The 12749-nt window shown below is 53.7% G+C and carries 14 protein-coding genes; 5 read left to right on the top strand and 9 right to left on the bottom strand.

The window, feature by feature from the left end; translation table 11 throughout:
- Position 1: 1 nt before the first annotated feature.
- Genes rimK through AC07WB_RS06535 form a run of 3 tightly spaced genes read right to left on the bottom strand, consistent with a single transcriptional unit; the run spans position 2 to position 1911 of the window.
- Positions 2-904, bottom strand: coding sequence for a 30S ribosomal protein S6--L-glutamate ligase (rimK, locus tag AC07WB_RS06545; protein ID WP_400455230.1), 903 nt, complete (start codon positions 902-904; stop codon positions 2-4).
- A 17-nt stretch (positions 905-921) separates the two neighbouring features.
- The gene (gene nfsA / locus AC07WB_RS06540; RefSeq protein WP_097094400.1) at positions 922-1644 is read right to left on the bottom strand and encodes an oxygen-insensitive NADPH nitroreductase; all 723 of its coding nucleotides are present in this window, start codon (positions 1642-1644) and stop codon (positions 922-924) included.
- Positions 1645-1659: 15 nt separating this feature from the next.
- Positions 1660-1911 (bottom strand): DUF1418 family protein, encoded by a 252-nt coding sequence (locus AC07WB_RS06535; RefSeq protein ID WP_097094401.1) that lies wholly within the window; start codon positions 1909-1911, stop codon positions 1660-1662.
- Between the two features lie 182 nt (positions 1912-2093).
- Here AC07WB_RS06535 and AC07WB_RS06530 point away from each other — a divergent pair, with 182 nt between their 5' ends.
- Entirely contained in the window at positions 2094-2357 is a 264-nt protein-coding gene (locus tag AC07WB_RS06530) for a GrxA family glutaredoxin (protein ID WP_097094402.1), read from the top strand.
- A gap of 33 nt (positions 2358-2390) precedes the next feature.
- Here AC07WB_RS06530 and ybjM read toward each other — a convergent pair whose 3' ends face one another.
- The gene (gene ybjM / locus AC07WB_RS06525; RefSeq protein ID WP_345826990.1) at positions 2391-2762 is read right to left on the bottom strand and encodes an inner membrane protein YbjM; all 372 of its coding nucleotides are present in this window, start codon (positions 2760-2762) and stop codon (positions 2391-2393) included.
- A 251-nt stretch (positions 2763-3013) separates the two neighbouring features.
- Here ybjM and AC07WB_RS06520 point away from each other — a divergent pair, with 251 nt between their 5' ends.
- Complete coding sequence (locus AC07WB_RS06520; RefSeq protein ID WP_345826991.1) at positions 3014-4702, top strand: aspartate:alanine antiporter; 1689 nt, start codon at positions 3014-3016, stop codon at positions 4700-4702.
- Positions 4703-5067: 365 nt separating this feature from the next.
- On the top strand, positions 5068-5673 hold the full coding sequence (gene ybjG / locus AC07WB_RS06515) for an undecaprenyl-diphosphate phosphatase (RefSeq protein WP_097094405.1): 606 nt from the start codon (positions 5068-5070) through the stop codon (positions 5671-5673).
- Between the two features lie 77 nt (positions 5674-5750).
- On the opposite strand, the gene AC07WB_RS06510 is transcribed toward ybjG, so the two are convergent.
- Positions 5751-6956, bottom strand: a complete 1206-nt coding sequence (locus tag AC07WB_RS06510; protein WP_097094406.1) for a serine hydrolase — start codon at positions 6954-6956, stop codon at positions 5751-5753.
- A gap of 275 nt (positions 6957-7231) precedes the next feature.
- Here AC07WB_RS06510 and AC07WB_RS06505 point away from each other — a divergent pair, with 275 nt between their 5' ends.
- Complete coding sequence (locus AC07WB_RS06505; RefSeq protein ID WP_097094407.1) at positions 7232-7888, top strand: HAD family hydrolase; 657 nt, start codon at positions 7232-7234, stop codon at positions 7886-7888.
- A gap of 1 nt (position 7889) precedes the next feature.
- On the opposite strand, the gene AC07WB_RS06500 is transcribed toward AC07WB_RS06505, so the two are convergent.
- From AC07WB_RS06500 to AC07WB_RS06490, 3 genes are all read right to left on the bottom strand, one after another.
- Positions 7890-9023, bottom strand: a complete 1134-nt coding sequence (locus tag AC07WB_RS06500; RefSeq protein WP_494940215.1) for a PQQ-dependent sugar dehydrogenase — start codon at positions 9021-9023, stop codon at positions 7890-7892.
- 104 nt (positions 9024-9127) lie between these two features.
- Entirely contained in the window at positions 9128-9784 is a 657-nt protein-coding gene (locus AC07WB_RS06495; RefSeq protein ID WP_400455219.1) for a DUF3313 domain-containing protein, read from the bottom strand.
- A 119-nt stretch (positions 9785-9903) separates the two neighbouring features.
- Positions 9904-10539 (bottom strand): carbonic anhydrase, encoded by a 636-nt coding sequence (locus AC07WB_RS06490; protein WP_097094410.1) that lies wholly within the window; start codon positions 10537-10539, stop codon positions 9904-9906.
- 329 nt (positions 10540-10868) lie between these two features.
- Between AC07WB_RS06490 and rimO the strand changes: the two genes are divergently transcribed.
- Positions 10869-12194 carry a 30S ribosomal protein S12 methylthiotransferase RimO gene (gene rimO / locus AC07WB_RS06485; RefSeq protein ID WP_097094411.1) on the top strand — a complete coding sequence of 442 codons (1326 nt, stop codon included), beginning with the start codon at positions 10869-10871 and terminating at the stop codon, positions 12192-12194.
- Here rimO and AC07WB_RS06480 read toward each other — a convergent pair.
- Positions 12191-12640, bottom strand: coding sequence for a DUF4385 domain-containing protein (locus AC07WB_RS06480; protein WP_097094412.1), 450 nt, complete (start codon positions 12638-12640; stop codon positions 12191-12193). The genes rimO and AC07WB_RS06480 overlap by 4 nt on opposite strands.
- Positions 12641-12749 lie beyond the last annotated feature (109 nt).

Below are 12749 nucleotides of genomic sequence, written 5' to 3'. Positions count from 1 at the left end.
GTCAGCCGCCGGTTTTAGGACGATAGCCGGGGCAAGCATGCAGCTCTATCCACTGGATCATCATCGTCGCGATATCTAAACCGGTAATGCCCTCAATGCCTTCCAGCCCTGGCGAGGCGTTCACTTCCATCACCAGCGGCCCGCGATGGGCACGCAGAATATCCACGCCGGCGACTTCGAGGCCGAGCGTGCTGGCGGCTTTCACCGCGATTTCCCGCTCTTTATCAGTAATGGCTACCGCTCGGGCTTTGCCGCCGCGATGCAGATTGGAACGAAAATCGCCCTCTTTCGCCTCGCGCTCAATGGCCGCCACCACTTCATGGCCAATCACCAGACAGCGGATATCGCGCCCCTGCGCTTCTTTGATGAACTCCTGCACCAGAATATGCGCGTTAAGGCCACGAAAGGCATCGATCACGCTCTCCGCCGCCTGACGCGTTTCCGCCAGCACCACACCAATGCCCTGCGTGCCTTCCACCAGTTTCACTACCAGCGGCGCTCCGCCCACCATGGCGATCAAATCATCGGTATCATCCGGCGAGGAGGCAAAGCCGGTAATCGGCATATCAATCCCTTCACGCGCCAGCAGCTGCAGCGACCGCAGTTTGTCGCGCGCGCGGGTGATCGCCACCGATTCATTCAGCGGATAGCTGCCACGCACCTCAAACTGGCGCAGAACGGCCGTGCCGTAAAAAGTGGTGGCGGTGCCGATACGCGGGATCACCGCATCAAAGTGTCCCAGCGTCTCACCGCGATAGTGCACTGCAGGGGAATCAGAGTTGATATTCATGTAGCAGGAGAGCGGATCGATGATCTGCACCTGATGACCACGCTCTTCCGCAGCGTCGCGCAGACGTTTACACGAATAAATCGATCCATCGCGGGTGAGAATGGCCATCTTCATTGCAGAGTTCCTTGTGCTTAGCGTGTCGCCCAACCCTGCTGATGCAGGTAATCCAGCATAAACGGACGTGTTTCTTTAATAATCAGACGCTGTATCAGCTGGCTCCAGGTTTCGGATCGCTGGTTACTGTCGCGCTGCTGATAATAGGCGGTCAGTTGCTCATCGTACTGTGCCAGCACGCGTTTATCGACGGGCTGATAGTGATTCTCATGCACCAGCATCGCCTGTGGCATACGCGGTTTAACGTCTGGCGTATCTGCCGGATGGCCGATGCAGAAGCCGAACAGCGGCAGCACGAACTTTGGCAGCTCGAGTAACGCGGTTACCTCAGCGATGCTATTACGAATGCCACCAATAAACACGCCGCCAAGGCCAAGCGATTCCGCCGCAATCATGGCATTTTGCGCCATTAACGCCGTATCAACGCAGCCGAGCAGCAGCTGTTCAGCACGTCCCAGCTGCGCATCCGGGCAGATTTGCTGATGACGATTGAAGTCAGCGCAGAATACCCAAAATTCCGCCGCAGCGCTGACCCATGGCTGGCCGCCAGTTAGCTGTACCAGCTGCTCGCGCTTTTGCCGATCGGTAATGCGAATAATGGAGGAACACTGCAAAAAGCTAGAGGTTGAGGCCGCTTGTGCCGCGCTGATAATGGCGCTGCGTTGCGCCTCTTCAATGCCCTGTTCAGTAAAGGCGCGAATGGAACGGTGGCTGCACAGTAAATCGATAGTCGGCGTCATAATCCTCTCCGGTGGTTACTTCTTTTTGTTAGATTGATGAAACAATTGCGGTGCCATCGCCTTCGCCGTCCGCCACATCATCATCCATGCAGCTGGCAGCATCAACGCAATACCGAGAAAAAACAGTAGCGTCGCCAGCGGCTTTTTCGCCATAAAATCGGGGGCGCTCACCCAGTCGTTAGTCAGCAGTAGCGCACCGATGACGGCAAGCACGCCGAGCACTTCGAGCAGTAACACGGGTTTGGGTAATGTGGCGAGATTACGCATGCGATGGTTCCTCAGTTGTTCTATCAGCGTTAACCGCATTTTTACCCAATGTATAGGCGGTAAGTATTAGAGTAACAGGTATATTCTTCTTCCTTTAAGCAGGATGGGCGGGCATGATGTTACGCATTATTCACGCTGTGATGTGATTCTAGTCACAAAACAGCAGCGGAAGGAGAGAAGCAATGATTGCAGTGATTTTTGGCCGTTCTAGCTGCCCTTACTGCGTACGTGCAAAAGAGTTGGCTACTAAGCTGACCAGCGAGCGCGACGATTTTAACTATCAGTACGTGGACATTCAGGCCACCGGCATCACCAAAGCCGATCTGGAAGCGCGCGCCGGCAAACCGGTCACCACCGTGCCGCAGATTTTCCTCGACGATCGGCACATCGGTGGTTACACCGAATTTGCTGCCTGGACGAAAGAAAATCTGGGTATCGAAGCATAAGATAACGGGCCTGCGGGCCCGTTTTTGATGCGGCTATCCGGCACGCATCGCCAGCATAATCCGCAGCAAACGGATCAGCAGCGCACCGCAGCCCGCCCAAAACAGCGCACTTAAACTCCAGGCTACCATCAGCAAACCGCTATGTATCATTGGCGTCGCCAGTATTAACCACAGCATCCCCAGCAGCGTACCGCCCAATGCCACCCATAACGTACTGAGCAGGGGCCTTTCCGGCTGTAATAGCGCCATAAAAATGCCCGGCAATAAAAATAGCAGCAATTCTGGTTGTCCACGCACGGCCTGTTCACTGGCTGCGCCCCAGAAATGATGTGCATAAATAAACACCAGCGTATAAAGCACCACGCCCAGAATTGATGCTGGCCAGCGATTATTGCGCTGCAACATAATTATCCTCAACTTTGATGTTAACAATTATGAAACTTTTACGGCCCTGATGCGCAAGGTGGAAATAAAAAGAAACAGCTGGCTGTGGAAGGAATGAAAACTGCCGATAGCTGAAGGTGTTAATTATGATTAGAATACGCCGCTTTAGAATTTGCTTGCGCTATATTGTTGCACGTCGCTTTGCGTTCGGCACAAGATAGCGAAAAAAGCCTCTCTCATCAACCCGTTACAGGTAAAGAAGAAGTTAAACAGTGAACATTAACGTCGCAGAATTGTTAAGCGGAAATGACGTTCTGTTATTATTTGTCGTTTTAGCGCTCGGACTCTGCTTAGGTAAATTACGCCTTGGCTCAGTTCAACTCGGTAATTCTATTGGAGTCCTGGTTGTTTCATTGATTTTAGGCCAGCAGCACTTCGCCATTAATACCGATGCCTTAAGTCTGGGCTTTATGTTGTTTATTTTTTGTGTCGGTGTAGAAGCCGGGCCAAACTTTTTCTCCATATTTTTCCGTGACGGTAAAAACTACTTCTTTTTGGCGATTGTAATGGTGGTGAGTGCGTTATTAATCGCTCTGACGCTTGGCAAATTGTTCGGTTGGGACATTGGTTTAACCGCAGGCATGCTAGCCGGTTCGATGACCTCGACGCCAGTGTTGGTCGGTGCCGGCGATACACTGCGGCAAAGCATCACCGATAGCCATCAACTTACGCTGATGCAGGATAATCTCAGCCTCGGTTATGCCCTCACCTATCTGGTCGGTTTAGTCAGCCTGATTTTTGGCGCGCGCTATCTGCCGCGCCTGCAGCATCAGGATCTGCCCACCTGCGCGCAACAAATTGCCCGCGAGCGCGGCCTGGATGCCGACAGTCAGCGCAAAGTGTTTCTACCGGTCATCCGCGCCTATCGCGTCGGTCCTGAACTGGTGGAGTGGAGCGGGGGCAAAAATCTGCGCGAGCTGGGCATTCATCGTCAAACCGGCTGCTACATTGAGCGTCTGCGCCGTAATGGCATTCTTGCCAGCCCGGATGGTGATGCGATGCTGCAATTGGGCGATGATATCTCACTGGTTGGCTATCCCGATGCGCACGCCCGTCTTGATCCCAGCTTTCGTAACGGCAAAGAAGTGTTTGATCGTGATCTGCTCGATATGCGTATTGTTACCGAAGAGATTGTGGTGAAAAACCACAATGCGGTAAACAAACGTCTCAGCCATCTTAAACTGACCGATCACGGCTGCTTCCTCAACCGCGTGATCCGCAGCCAGATTGAGATGCCCATCGACGACAGCATCATGTTGAACAAAGGCGATATATTGCAGGTAAGCGGTGAAGCACGTCGCGTGAAGCGCCTTGCCGATCGCATTGGCTTTATCGCTATTCATAGCCAAATTACCGATCTCCTCGCCTTCTGCGCCTTCTTTATTGTTGGTCTGATGATCGGCATGATCACTTTCCAGTTCAGCAACTTTAGTTTCGGCATCGGCAATGCCGCCGGGTTGCTGTTTGCCGGCATCATGCTCGGCTTTATGCGCGCCAACCACCCCACGTTTGGCTACATTCCGCAGGGTGCGCTAACCATGGTGAAAGAGTTCGGACTGATGGTCTTTATGGCCGGCGTTGGCCTGAGCGCGGGCAGCGGCTTGCAGCATGGTTTTGGCAGCGCGGGTGCGCTGATGTTGCTGAGCGGTTTACTGGTGAGTTTGCTGCCGGTGGTAATCTGCTATCTGTTTGGCGCTTACGTACTGCGCATGAACCGGGCGCTGCTGTTTGGTGCCATCATGGGAGCCCGCACCTGTGCACCTGCAATGGAAATCATTAGCGATACTGCGCGAAGCAGCATTCCTGCTCTGGGCTATGCGGGAACCTACGCGATTGCCAATGTGCTGTTAACACTGGCAGGCACGTTGATCGTGATTGTTTGGCCGCTGCTGCCCTTCTAAAAAATATATTTACAAGCGTAAAGAACTTTCTTTAGGGGACGCAGTCTGAATAAGTGCCACTGCTTTTCTTTGAAATCCCCAAATTGTGGAGCCCGCCGGTCACTGACTTGCGGGTTTTTTTATGGCTCTCGATCCTGTGGCTTAAGGTTCTCTTCAGCGAAAATTGTCATCCTTCCCAGCGCTAACGCTATTTTCCAATATTCATGCAACTTTCATCAAAGTTAAACACTCCAACAACCCGCAATAAGATTAAGAGCGCGACTATTTATTCCAGAGGCGCGCGCTTTTAGGCTATCAGCTTTATTTTGCTGGCAATTTTTATGCTGGTGTTGTTTGGGTAAACAAGTCGAGGATACGCCATCGTGATGGAAGCACTTAACCACACGCTTTTTTTATGGATCAACGCCACGCAGGATTCGCCACAGTGGCTGATCGTTCTGGCGACATTTATCGCCAAAGATGTGATTGCCATTGTGCCGCTGCTCATCGTAACGCTTTGGCTGTGGGGACCGCGCGAACAGGTGCAGTCACAGCGCGCGCTGGTGCTGAAAACCGGTATGGCGCTGCTTTATGCGCTGAGTATCTCGTGGTGCGTTGGGCAACTGCTGCCGCATCCGCGTCCGTTCGCCATTGGTTTCGGCCATCAGTTCCTGTCACATCGACCCGATGACTCCTACCCAAGCGATCATGGCACCACTATTTTCACGTTTGCACTGGCATTTATCTTCTGGCATCGCATGTGGTCGGGTGTGCTGCTGTTAGTGGTGGGGAGCGCCATTGCCTGGTCACGCGTCTATCTCGGCGTGCACTGGCCGCTGGATATGCTGGGTGGATTCCTGGTGGGCATGCTGGGTTGTCTGGCATCGCACATGGCGTGGCAGCTGTATGGTGAGCGGATGCTGGCGTTTACGCATCAGGTGTATCGCGCGCTGTTCGCCATGCCGATTAAGAAGGGCTGGATTCGCGAGTGAGCGATGTGGTCGCCATGAATGGCGACCCTACAAATGTTAAAGGTGCGCATTGATGCGCACCATTTATTTCCTGACACTTAACTAAACCACTTCCCGAACCAGCCGTGAAATTTCATCATCACGAAATCCCAAATCCGGCCAATAAACCCACCTTCCGGCACCGCTTCCATCGCCACCAGCGGACGTTGCTCAATGGTTTTGCCATCCAGTTGGAAGTCGATGGTGCCAACGACCTGATTTTTCTCCAGCGGTGCTTCCAGCTGTGGTGAATTCAGCGTAAAGCTGGCTTTGAGATTTTTCATCTGTCCTTTCGGCACGGTAATGGCCGCGTCTTTAGCGACGCCAAGATTGACCTGGCTATGCTCGCCAAACCATACGCGCTGCTGGGCAAACGGCTTATCGGCTTTAATCGGCGTGACGGTTTCATAAAAACGGAAGCCCCACGTCAGCAGCTTCTCACTTTCACGGAAACGCGTCGCATCGGTCGCCGCACCCAGCACCACGGAAATCAGGCGCATATCACCTTCAGTTGCCGATGCCACCAGATTATTGCCGGCACCTGACGTATGACCGGTTTTAATGCCATCCACCTTCAGATTAGAGCTCCACAGCAGGCGATTGCGGTTCATCTGCTTGATCTTATTGAAGGTGAACTCTTTTTCACTGTTAATCGCATACTCTTCTGGCACATCACTGATCAGACGCTGGCCAATGATCGCCATGTCGCGTGCGGTACTGTACTGTCCGTCGGCATCTAATCCATGCACCGTCATAAAGTGCGTGTTTTGCAGGCCAAAGGCTTTGACGTAGTTGTTCATCAGGCCGATGAACGAATCCTGACTGCCCGCCACGTAATCGGCCAGAGCGATACAGGCATCGTTGCCGGACTGAATCACCACACCTTTATTAAGCTCCGAAACCGGAATGCGATCGCCCGGTTTCAGGAACATCAGCGACGAACCGCGCAGCTTTGGATTACCGGTTGCCCAGGCATCCTGGCCGATGGTCACCATATCGTCGTTAGTTATCTTGCCCGACTTCAGCGCCTGGCCCACCACGTAGCTGGTCATCATTTTGGTCAGGCTGGCCGGATCGAGACGCTGATCGGCATTAGACTCCGCCAGCACTTTGCCGCTGTTGTAGTCCATTAAAATCCAGGCTTTGGCATCAATTTGCGGTGCCGCAGGCGCCTGTTCAGCCAGCGTGGTGGCGGGAATAATAAGCAATAGCAGTGAAGAGGCGGCCAGCGGCCGCCAGACAGAAGCGAAGGTGTTTTTTCTCATGAGCGTGACCAGATTGTCCTTGTTAAATCTTGGTTTTCTTGCAGGCAAGACATGTCTTGCCCAACGCTAACGGTTCACGCCAGCGAAAAAAACCGTCCAATCGTAAAGTTTTATAGAGTTTATTAGAGTAACCCTGGCACCAACCGCGTAGCGTCGCCACTTTTGCTCCAATACCCGCCAATAAAAATTGCGTGTAATTCCGATTTTTCGCAGAACAGTTAAGCCAGTCACATTTTTCCGCTAACCTGATTTCAGTCTGCCTGAGGAGAGCCGCGATGGACTTAGCCATTTTCGATCTGGACGAAACCCTGATTTGTGAAGACAGCACCAGCCTATGGCTGCGCTGGCTGGTTTCTCAGGGGTTTGCCCCTGAAGCAATCATCCAGCAGGAGCAAACCCTGATGGAAAAATATCACGCCGGTACGCTATCAATTGAAGAGTATATGAACACCACGCTGGCCCCGTTAGCTGGCATGGCAACGTTAACCGTTGAAGGTTGGGTGCGACGCTTTATTCATCGCGACATTATGCCCCGCGTCTTCCCTGCCGCGCGCGAGCGTATTGAGTGGCACCAGCAGCGCGGCGACACGGTAATGATCATCACCGCCAGCGGCGATCATCTGGCCGTGCCGATTGCCAATCGCCTTGGCGTGCACGGTGCATTAGCAATTGGCGTGGAAGTGGTCGATGAACGCTACAGCGGCCAAACCTACGGCACCATGACCTACCGCGAAGGTAAAGTGACACGCCTGCGTGACTGGAAGGCGCTACAGCAGGATCGGCACTTCGAACGCACCTGGGCCTACAGCGATTCAATGAATGATTTGCCGCTGCTGGCGCATGCCGATCATGCCTGGGTGATTAATCCCAACCCGCTTCTGCTGCAGGAAGCGCAGCAGCGCGGTTGGGAAGTGTGTAACTGGGTACGCTGAGTTAACCGCGCGGGGTGCTGGCATCATCCGTCAGCCCCACTTTCAGTAGCTTACCGTTGGCTTCATCGGTCAGCACATACAAATAGCCATCCGGCCCCTGACGGACATCGCGAATGCGCTCACCGCGGTCCTCCAGCAGTCGCTGCTCTTCTATCACCTTCTCACCATTAACCTGCAAACGAATCAGGCTTTTCTCTTTCAAGGCACCGATAAACAGTGAATTTTTCCACTGCGGGAAGCGTGCGCTGTTGTAAAACGCCATGCCGCTGATGGCAGGTGAGACTTTCCAGTAATGCAGCGGCTGTTGCGTGCCCTCAACGGCCGTACCTTGCGCTTCTGGCACTTTTTCACCGCTGTAATCGATACCATAGGTGGCGAGCGGCCAACCATAGTTTTTGCCTTTTTCCGGGATATTCACCTCATCGCCGCCGCGTGGACCATGCTCGCTTTCCCACATTTGCTGCGTCCACGGATTGAGCGCCAGACCTTGCGGATTGCGCATGCCGTATGACCAGATTTCCGCGCGGGCATTTTTGCGATCAACAAACGGATTGTCCTGAGGAATGGCGCCATCCTGGGTCAGACGGATGATTTTGCCGGAGAGCTTATCCAACTGCTGCGCACTGCTGCTGGCAAAGTTGTCACCAAACGCGATATAGAGAAAACCCTGATGATCAAAGGCCAGACGCGTCCCCATGTTTGCGCCGCTCGAGAGCTTCGGCATTTGCTCCAGTACCACCTTAAAATCGCTTAACTGACGATTGTCATCACTGAGTCGCCCATAGCCCACTACGCCACCCGCGCGCCCTGTGTTATCGGCGGTGGTATAACTCAACCATACGCGACGGCTCTGGGCAAAGTCCGGCGCCAGCACCACGTCCAGCAAACCACCTTGTCGATTGGCCCACACTTTCGGCACACCGCCAATCGGCTGTGACAAGCCTTTGCCCGGCTGCCAACTGCGCAGCTGACCAGATCGTTCAGTAATTAACAGCGTTTGATTGTCGGGCAGAAATGCGACTGACCACGGATGATCGAGCTTATCCTGCAAAACCTGGACCTGTACTTCGGCGGCAAATAACGGCAATGAAGAGCTTAAGGCGCCAAACAGCAGCGCGGCGGGCAGTAAACGCATGGCATTCTCCTTGATCACAGTCTGCCGTTAAGGGTAGTCAGCGTGTGATAAAGGATGTGCAGGATTTACAAAACATTAAGCCCGGCGCGAAGCCGGGCTCAGCGTTACGGTGCGGAAAACGCCACCGCATCGCGCACCATCTCATCAATCCCCGGGCGGAGATCGTTGAGCGTGATTGGCGCGCTGCTATTCGGCAATGGCTTACCAAAGGCTTTACGCACCACTTTGATCAGCGGCTTGCCAGTTTGCCCATCTACCGCTTCCACTTCGAGGAACAGCGCGCTCTCCTGCGTGCGATGTCCAGTGGCCGCCATGGTGCTGGCGACTACCGCCGCAATCGGCACCACTTCGTAGAACTGCATGCCTTCATTTTCCGCAGAGACTGCCGTGATGGCCGTTTTCACCACCAGCGTGTGTGGGCCTTTTTGCGCCACCAGCGGTTTGCGCTCAGAGATTGCGCGCTTCAGCTGGCTATCGGTATAGGCGCGTATTTGATCCAGCGTTTGCTGGCTAACGCGCTCAGTAGGATGCGGCACCGGGTAATAAACCACCGGCGTATACACCACGCCACGGTAATCGGCGTCATGATAGTCGGGAGAGACCCAGCGCAGCGTCGGTTTGCCGCTCGGTGATTGCGCCGACTGCAGCTGGCTGTAATCACCGAGAAAGCCGGAATATTGTTTTTTGTCAGCAACATGAGAGGTACATCCCGCCGCCAGCAACGCCAGCGTTAAGACAGGAACAGAAAGGGAAAATCGCATGAGAAAGCCCTTAATAGAGGTAATTGCTTCTCAAGTGTAGAGGCTGGTTATGAGCGAGGGGAGATATTTTCGCGAAATGCGAGGAAAAACCACCTGCATTGCAGGTGGTTAGGCGGGAATTACTCGAAGCAGGTTTCCGGGTTTTCCGACAGCGAAATGAAGGATTCACCGCCTTTTGTCAGGGCGATAATTCCGCCGCTCTCAATATCATAAACCCACCCGTGCAGACGCACTTTGCCTTTACGCAGCGCCACTGCCACGGAAGGGTGTGTTTTGATATTGTGCAGCTGCGCAATCACGTTCTCTTTCACCATCTCATTGAGGCGTTTCTCTACGGAGTCATAGTTGCGTTCTTCCACCACTGCTTTCGCCGCATTGGCGTAGTGCAACCAGTGATCGACCGCAGGCATCGTCTCGAGATCGGCATTGGAAGCAATCGCGTTCATCGCCCCACAGTTGGAGTGGCCGCAGATAATAATTTCGGTCACGCCCAGCGCCAACACGGCGTACTCGATGGTGGCCGACACGCCGCCTGGCTCTGGACCAAACGGCGGCACGATGTTACCGGCGTTACGGATCACGAACAGCTGACCCGGCTCCGATTGCGTGACCAACTCCGGCACCAGACGACTGTCGGAACAGGAGATAAACAGGGCTTTGGGATTTTGGTTGGATGCCAAACTTTTGAAAAGATCCTTCCTTTCAGGGAACACATTCTGTTGAAAATTCAGAAAACCTTTGACGATCTCTTGCATTTGTTTGCTCTCACATTATCCACTTCTGCCCTGGCAGTGAGGATTCACCGTCAGCGCGATTTGAAATTTGCAGTGAAGATAACAACTTACATTCACCGACCCAACATTTAAGCAAAACACGCCTCTTTACACAACTCGGATGACCGTTTGCCGCCGGGTATCTAAGCGCTGTGCCACAACGATTTGGCCGCCTCGCCAATTGAGTTAAGCACAATCACAGCACATTGGTTGCCCCATAAGGAGATTCTTACACAGCCTATACATTTTCCTCCGCAACCTCTGTACAATCGCCCCCCTATCCACACTAATTATGATGAATTTTTATCCTTATGAGCCATGTCAAAAATCCACCACGCGTGGGATTCGTCTCCCTCGGCTGTCCGAAAAACCTTGTCGACTCTGAACGCATCCTGACGGAACTGCGTACGGAAGGCTATGACGTGGTACCACGCTACGACGATGCAGAGATTGTCATCGTTAACACCTGTGGATTTATTGATAGCGCCGTACAGGAATCCCTGGAAGCGATTGGTGAAGCGCTGAACGAAAACGGCAAAGTGATCGTCACCGGCTGCCTCGGTGCCAAAGTGGATCAGATCCGCGAAGTGCACCCCAAGGTACTGGAGATCACCGGCCCGCACAGCTACGAACAAGTGCTGTCGCACGTGCACACTTATGTGCCAAAGCCGGAACACAACCCGTTCCTCAGCCTGGTGCCGGAGCAAGGTGTCAAACTAACACCGCGCCATTACGCTTATCTGAAAATTTCTGAAGGCTGCAACCATCGCTGCACCTTCTGCATTATTCCTTCGATGCGTGGCGATCTCGATAGCCGCCCAATTGGATCGGTACTCGACGAAGCCAAACGTCTGGTGGAAGCCGGCGTGAAAGAGCTGCTGGTGATCTCGCAGGACACCTCGGCTTACGGCGTGGATGTTAAACACCGCACCGGTTTCTGGAACGGTTCACCGGTGAAAACCAGCATGGTCAGCCTGTGCGAGCAGTTAGCCAAGCTCGGCGTGTGGGTGCGTCTGCACTACGTGTATCCCTATCCGCACGTGGATGACGTCATCCCGCTGATGGCAGCAGGCAAGATTCTGCCGTACCTGGACATTCCGCTGCAGCACGCCAGTCCGCGCATCCTCAAGCTGATGAAGCGTCCAGGCGCCGTAGAACGTACGCTGGAACGCATCAAGCGCTGGCGCGAAATTTGCCCGGAGCTGACGCTGCGCTCAACCTTTATTGTCGGCTTCCCGGGTGAAACCGAAGAAGATTTCCAGATGCTGCTCGACTTCCTGCAGGAAGCACGCCTCGATCGCGTCGGTTGCTTCCAGTACAGCCCGGTTGAAGGCGCCACCGCCAACCAGCTGCCGGACCAGGTACCGGATGACGTGAAGCAAGCGCGCTTTGACCGCTTTATGCAGCTGCAGCAGAAAATCTCCAGTGAACGTCTGCAGGAGAAAATTGGCCGCGAAGTGCTGGTGATCATCGATGAAGTCGACGAAGAAGGCGCAGTTGGCCGCAGCATGGCGGATGCGCCAGAAATCGATGGCGCGGTATATCTGAATGGCGATCGTCAGGTAAAAGTCGGCGACGTGGTGCGCGTTAAAGTGGAACACGCCGACGAATACGATCTTTGGGGCACGCGCGTTTAACCATACTTCTGCTGGTGCGCGCGTTTGCGCGCCAGATAGTCAGTATCTGCCCTTATCTTGTCCCAGCATGCTTTAAAAACGGCCGCCGCAGCGGCCTTTTCTTTTTCTGTGGTGCGCGGCAATACCTTGCCCTCCCCATCATATTTGCGTCCGCCCTGATGATTGCTGTAGCGGCGTGCTCGCGTATAACCCATTTGAATATATTTACGCGCCATGTCCATGCCGACAAAATCATCCTGCGCGCGATACGCCTCAAACATCTGCATAATCTGCTGCGAAGAGTGCTGCGCCAGCTCCACGGTGCGAAAACGCCAGTGCGGCAGAATTTCACTTTTGTAGGGCTCAACCATCAGCACGCCCTGCTCACCGCGTCCCACCTGATATAACTCGGGCTGGCGACGAAAATCGATGTGCTTGAAATCCTGCTCATAATCAAACGGTTTCATCTGTTTTTCCCACCTTTCATCGTCCCGTGACGTAATTATTTCCAGACGGCGCTTAAGCGATTTGCTTTTACACCGATAACATAACTATCAGCCTACTTCCTCAGAGATG

It is taken from the genome of Pantoea sp. GW821-FHT03E06, from assembly GCF_059420725.1.
This window is presented reverse-complemented; position numbering and strand designations above follow the sequence as displayed.

Coding starts and splice junctions, on each gene's coding strand:
- rimK (WP_400455230.1), bottom strand. CDS start 904: ATGAAGATGGCCATTCTCACCCGCGATGGATCGATTTATTCGTGTAAA.
- nfsA (WP_097094400.1), bottom strand. CDS start 1,644: ATGACGCCGACTATCGATTTACTGTGCAGCCACCGTTCCATTCGCGCC.
- AC07WB_RS06535 (WP_097094401.1), bottom strand. CDS start 1,911: ATGCGTAATCTCGCCACATTACCCAAACCCGTGTTACTGCTCGAAGTG.
- AC07WB_RS06530 (WP_097094402.1), top strand. CDS start 2,094: ATGATTGCAGTGATTTTTGGCCGTTCTAGCTGCCCTTACTGCGTACGT.
- ybjM (WP_345826990.1), bottom strand. CDS start 2,762: ATGTTGCAGCGCAATAATCGCTGGCCAGCATCAATTCTGGGCGTGGTG.
- ybjG (WP_097094405.1), top strand. CDS start 5,068: ATGGAAGCACTTAACCACACGCTTTTTTTATGGATCAACGCCACGCAG.
- AC07WB_RS06510 (WP_097094406.1), bottom strand. CDS start 6,956: ATGAGAAAAAACACCTTCGCTTCTGTCTGGCGGCCGCTGGCCGCCTCT.
- AC07WB_RS06505 (WP_097094407.1), top strand. CDS start 7,232: ATGGACTTAGCCATTTTCGATCTGGACGAAACCCTGATTTGTGAAGAC.
- AC07WB_RS06500 (WP_494940215.1), bottom strand. CDS start 9,023: ATGCGTTTACTGCCCGCCGCGCTGCTGTTTGGCGCCTTAAGCTCTTCA.
- AC07WB_RS06495 (WP_400455219.1), bottom strand. CDS start 9,784: ATGCGATTTTCCCTTTCTGTTCCTGTCTTAACGCTGGCGTTGCTGGCG.
- AC07WB_RS06490 (WP_097094410.1), bottom strand. CDS start 10,539: ATGCAAGAGATCGTCAAAGGTTTTCTGAATTTTCAACAGAATGTGTTC.
- rimO (WP_097094411.1), top strand. CDS start 10,869: ATGAGCCATGTCAAAAATCCACCACGCGTGGGATTCGTCTCCCTCGGC.
- AC07WB_RS06480 (WP_097094412.1), bottom strand. CDS start 12,640: ATGAAACCGTTTGATTATGAGCAGGATTTCAAGCACATCGATTTTCGT.